The 208-nt window shown below is 62.5% G+C and carries 1 tRNA gene; it reads right to left on the bottom strand.

Features of this window, described 5'->3' with window-relative positions:
- Positions 1 to 128: 128 nt before the first annotated feature.
- A tRNA-Asp gene (locus IAE58_RS19905) sits at positions 129 to 205 on the bottom strand.
- Between the last annotated feature and the right edge of the window lie 3 nt (positions 206 to 208).

The following is a 208-nucleotide window of genomic DNA, read 5'->3' on the forward strand; positions in this document are numbered from 1 at the left end:
CGACCTCCGGCGTGACAGGCCAGCATTCTAACCAGCTGAACTACCGCTCCAGTTTTACTGCAGTTCTCCCCGGGCCGAAGCCTGGAAGAAAACAAAGCCCCCAGTTGCCCGGGGGCCTCGCGTTGAAGTGGCGGAGCGGACGGGACTCGAACCCGCGACCTCCGGCGTGACAGGCCAGCATTCTAACCAGCTGAACTACCGCTCCACA

Origin of the sequence: Stenotrophomonas sp. S49, assembly GCF_016624905.1 — a bacterium.
Lineage (GTDB): Bacteria > Pseudomonadota > Gammaproteobacteria > Xanthomonadales > Xanthomonadaceae > Stenotrophomonas.